Genomic DNA, 3,643 nt, shown 5'->3' with positions numbered 1-3,643 from the left:
CAATTATAACTTAACCACTTTAATTTTAGATCCCGATACCGACGCACCTTGTAAACATATAGCGAACTATTTTGAGTGTGGCTCAATTACTGATTTCGACACCGTTTATAATTTTGGAAAAAAGGCCGACATCATCACTATTGAAATAGAGAAAGTAAATATTGAGGCACTTGAACAATTGGAAAAAGAAGGAAAGCATGTTTATCCACAATCGAGGGTAATCCGTTTAATTCAGGATAAAGGTGTTCAAAAACAGTTTTTTAAAGAGAATGATATTCCTACCGCCCCATTTCAACTGGTAAACAGTAAGGCAGAGATGTTAAACAGCAACATTCCTTTCCCTTACATGCTTAAACAGCGCAAAGACGGCTACGATGGTAAAGGGGTAATGAAAATAAACCATGCCGCAGATGTTGAAAATGCCTTTGAAGGGCCTTGTTTAATTGAGGAACTTGTAGATTTTGAGAAGGAGATTGCAGTTATTGTGGCAAGAAACCCAAACGGAGATGTAAAAACTTTTCCTTTGGTTGAGATGGAATTTAATGCTGAAGCAAACCTGGTTGAGTTTTTAATCTCCCCTTCCACCTATCCGGATGCGATTCAGGAAAGAGCTGAAGTTATTGCTAAAAACATCGCTTCATCATTAAATATTACCGGATTATTGGCGGTTGAAATGTTTATTACCAGGGATGGCAACATCTTGGTAAATGAGCTTGCGCCTCGCCCTCATAATAGCGGTCATCATACTATAGAAGGCAATTATGTATCTCAGTTTGAGCAACATTTAAGGGCTATTTTTAACTTACCTCTGGGCGACACCCGTGCAATAAACAATGCGGTGATGATTAACCTGCTTGGTGAAAAAAACCATAATGGGGTGGCAAAGTACCATGGACTAGAAAAAATCATGGCAATTGATGGTGTATATGTACATTTGTACGGAAAAAAATATACCAAGCCTTTCCGTAAAATGGGTCACATTACTGTTGTTGACCAAAACCGCGAAAGTGCAATAGAAAAAGCAAATTATATTAAAAATACATTAAAAGTTATTTCCTAATGAGCGTACAAGTTGGCATTATAATGGGTAGCAAATCGGATCTTCATATTATGAAGGATGCTGCTGATGTTTTTAAAGAATTCGGGGTCGAATTCGAAATGACAGTTGTTTCTGCTCACCGTACTCCTGAAAGGATGTTTGATTATGCAAAACAGGCTGCTGGCCGTGGTTTAAAGGTAATTATTGCGGGTGCCGGTGGTGCAGCACATTTACCTGGAATGGTGGCTTCTATTACCGTTTTGCCGGTAATTGGAGTTCCTGTAAAATCTTCAAATTCTATTGACGGATGGGATTCTATCCTTTCTATTTTACAAATGCCTAATGGTATCCCCGTTGCAACTGTTGCACTTAATGCAGCAAAAAATGCCGGTTTGCTTGCTGTTCAAATACTTTCTACTGCTGATGCAAGTCTTGCTGTTAAAATGCAGGCTTATAAGGATGAGCTTAGAAAGAAAGTTGAAGAAAGCGCTTTAGAGCTTTAGAGTATTTAGACATTAGTACTTGGACATTAGTAGTTATGCCCCTTGTCTAAATACTAATTACTAATTCAAATTAGGATTACTTGGAAAATTGCTAACATGCGCATATTTTGGTCCAAGGTTAATGATCACCTCTCGCCATAAATCTTCTTCATCGTTAGAAAAAACCACATCAGCCTGATAAGTGTCTGATACAATCCATGTATTTTCTTTAAGCTCATCTTTAAGCTGCTCTACACCCCAGCCAGAATAGCCAATAAAAAACTTGATTTCGCTGGCTTGGATAAATCCATTGCTGATGAGAATTTTCAGTGCTTCAAAATTGCCTCCCCAATAAACCCCTTTTGCAATTTCTTCGCCACCATTTAGCTTATCATAACAGCGATGCATAAAATGAACGGTATCGGTTCCAACAGGGCCACCGATATATACCGGGAAGTCTGCTTTATCCAGTTCAGGGATTAAATCGCTCAGCACAAGTGCACTTCTTTGGTTTAAAATAAAACCAACAGTTCCCTCATCCTGATGCTCTGTAATTAAAACTACCGAACGTTTAAAATTAGGATCCATTAAAAATGGTTCAGAAATTAATAATTTACCTACAGATGGTTCTAAGCGACTTAACATTTTAGAAATTTAAAACAAAATTAACTAAACTAACCCTATTTTTGTGTATGGACCTTACTAAAGAAAATATACAAAACCTACGCCAAGATTATCGCTCGGCAAGTCTTTCTGAAAATGATGTTGATAGCAATCCAATTCTTCAATTTAAAAAATGGTTTCAGGACGCTGTCAGTTCACAGCTATATGAACCTAATGTGATGACGCTTGCTACTTCCGATAGGTTTGGAAAGCCCACGGCAAGGATAGTATTATTGAAAGGTATTGATGAGGATGGTTTTGTATTTTACACCAATTACGAGAGTAAAAAGGGCCGTGATCTAGTAGAAAACCCACAAGCAGCCCTTGTTTTCTTTTGGCCTGAGTTAGAACGACAAGTGCGTATAGAAGGTGTGGTAAGTAAGGTTAGTGAGGAGACTTCTTCCGAGTATTTTCACTCGCGTCCAATAGGTAGTCAAATTGGAGCAATGGCATCTCCTCAGAGTAAAGTAATTAGCGACAGGGAATCGCTAGAGCGTAAAGTTGAGCAACTTACTACCCAATATGCTGATCAGGAAATCCCACGTCCGTTACATTGGGGTGGTTATTTAGTGGAGCCTACTTATATAGAATTCTGGCAAGGCAGACCAAGCAGGCTGCATGACAGGATTGTTTACGATTTGGTGGAAGGTTCGTGGATTATCAATAGATTAGCTCCGTAAAAAAACTTAAATGAAAAACATCTCAGTAATAGGCTCAGGTACTATGGGCAATGGGATTGCGCATGTTTTTGCACAATTCGGATATCAGGTAAACCTGATTGACATTAACAAGGATGCGCTTGAAAAGGCAATCAATACAATTGGCAAAAACCTTGATCGTCAGGTTACCAAAGGCACAATAACAGAAGTACAAAAGGCCGAAACGATCAAAAACATAACCGTATTAACCGATATGCAATTGGGTGTTGCAAATGCAGATTTTATTGTTGAAGCTGCCACGGAAAACCTTGACCTAAAACTAAAAATATTTAAAGATCTGGATGCTTTTGCTAAGCCGGAGGCTATTTTAGCAAGTAACACTTCTTCTATTTCCATTACCAAAATAGCATCTGTTACCAATAGGGGCGCCAAAGTTATTGGAATGCATTTTATGAATCCTGTACCAGTGATGAAACTGGTTGAGGTGATTCGCGGTTACGCAACAAGTAATGAAACTACTGCTACAATAATGGATCTTTCCAAAAAGCTTGAAAAGGCACCTGTTGAAGTAAATGACTACCCGGGTTTTGTTGCCAATAGAATATTAATGCCCATGATAAATGAGGCTATATATACACTTTATGAAAACGTTGCAGGAGTTGAAGAGATTGATACGGTGATGAAGTTAGGAATGGCGCATCCGATGGGGCCATTGCAACTTGCCGATTTTATAGGACTGGATGTTTGCCTGGCTATATTACGCGTACTGCATGACGGATTTGGGAATCCTAAGTATGCTC

Annotated in this window: 5 protein-coding genes; 4 read left to right on the top strand and 1 reads right to left on the bottom strand. The window is 38.8% G+C overall.

Annotated features, from left to right (window positions below; genetic code table 11):
- The coding region (locus tag AC1DDX_RS25355) for a 5-(carboxyamino)imidazole ribonucleotide synthase (protein WP_477622817.1) at nt 1-1,060 on the top strand (1,060 nt) is incomplete at its 5' end.
- Complete coding sequence (gene purE / locus AC1DDX_RS25350; RefSeq protein ID WP_172663306.1) at nt 1,060-1,542, top strand: 5-(carboxyamino)imidazole ribonucleotide mutase; 483 nt, start codon at nt 1,060-1,062, stop codon at nt 1,540-1,542. The genes AC1DDX_RS25355 and purE, both read left to right, overlap by 1 nt.
- Nucleotides 1,543-1,602: 60 nt before the next feature.
- Here the strand turns inward: purE and AC1DDX_RS25345 are convergent, their stop codons facing one another.
- Nucleotides 1,603-2,166 carry a YqgE/AlgH family protein gene (locus AC1DDX_RS25345; protein WP_172663307.1) on the bottom strand — a complete coding sequence of 188 codons (564 nt, stop codon included), beginning with the start codon at nt 2,164-2,166 and terminating at the stop codon, nt 1,603-1,605.
- A 47-nt stretch (nt 2,167-2,213) separates the two neighbouring features.
- Between AC1DDX_RS25345 and pdxH the strand changes: the two genes are divergently transcribed.
- Nucleotides 2,214-2,864, top strand: coding sequence for a pyridoxamine 5'-phosphate oxidase (gene pdxH, locus AC1DDX_RS25340; protein ID WP_337714885.1), 651 nt, complete (start codon nt 2,214-2,216; stop codon nt 2,862-2,864).
- A 10-nt stretch (nt 2,865-2,874) separates the two neighbouring features.
- Nucleotides 2,875-3,643 (top strand): 3-hydroxyacyl-CoA dehydrogenase NAD-binding domain-containing protein (locus AC1DDX_RS25335; RefSeq protein WP_477622816.1); only part of this gene is annotated, 769 nt, incomplete at its 3' end.

The sequence above is a fragment of the Pedobacter sp. 10L46_2 genome (assembly GCF_056395165.1).
This window is presented reverse-complemented; position numbering and strand designations above follow the sequence as displayed.